We start from the raw sequence: 537 nt of genomic DNA, 5'->3' as shown, positions 1-537 counted from the left end.
GACCTTTTCCAGGGCCTTCCGTTTCGTTTCCAGATTGGCCCTGGCATAGTGGTTGGTCGTGTCGAGGCTGACATGACCGAGCCAGCTTCGGATGACTGTAACGTCGACGCCGGCCGAGATGAGGTGCACGGCGGTGGCGTGCCGGAAGGCGTGTGGCGCTACGTGCTTGAATTGCTGGTGGCCAATGACCGTGAGTTAATCGCAACAGGGCATGAATTCAGGAGCGAGGGACCTCGTGCCAACGCGCGCTGGGACGCCGACCACGCTCCTGTTCAAACATTCGATCGCGTGCCGCAGGTATTGCTCTACCTGCACGTCGATCACGTCCGCGATCAAGATGGCGCGCTGCCCCAGATAATCCAGAAACCCAGATGCGTAGGTGCAGTAGTTCATCGCCACGACTGGGCTGTATCGCTGACTGAGAAGCGAGGAATTGAATGCGGTAATTAGTTCGTGACGGCTAGCGGGCATCGGCTGGTCCTCCGTTGGTTGATTGACCCGCAGAGGTTCGGCACTGAATAATGCAAAGCAAGCCGA

Annotated in this window: 1 protein-coding gene and 1 pseudogene; both read right to left on the bottom strand. The window is 58.3% G+C overall.

The window, feature by feature from the left end:
- Positions 1-129, bottom strand: a pseudogene (locus QQJ84_RS19350) (tyrosine-type recombinase/integrase); the annotation flags it as partial.
- A 66-nt stretch (positions 130-195) separates the two neighbouring features.
- The coding region (locus QQJ84_RS19345) for a hypothetical protein (RefSeq protein ID WP_456304820.1) at positions 196-537 on the bottom strand (342 nt) is incomplete at its 5' end.

This window comes from Acidocella aquatica (assembly GCF_030160635.1).
Taxonomy (GTDB): domain Bacteria; phylum Pseudomonadota; class Alphaproteobacteria; order Acetobacterales; family Acetobacteraceae; genus Acidocella; species Acidocella aquatica.
This window is presented reverse-complemented; position numbering and strand designations above follow the sequence as displayed.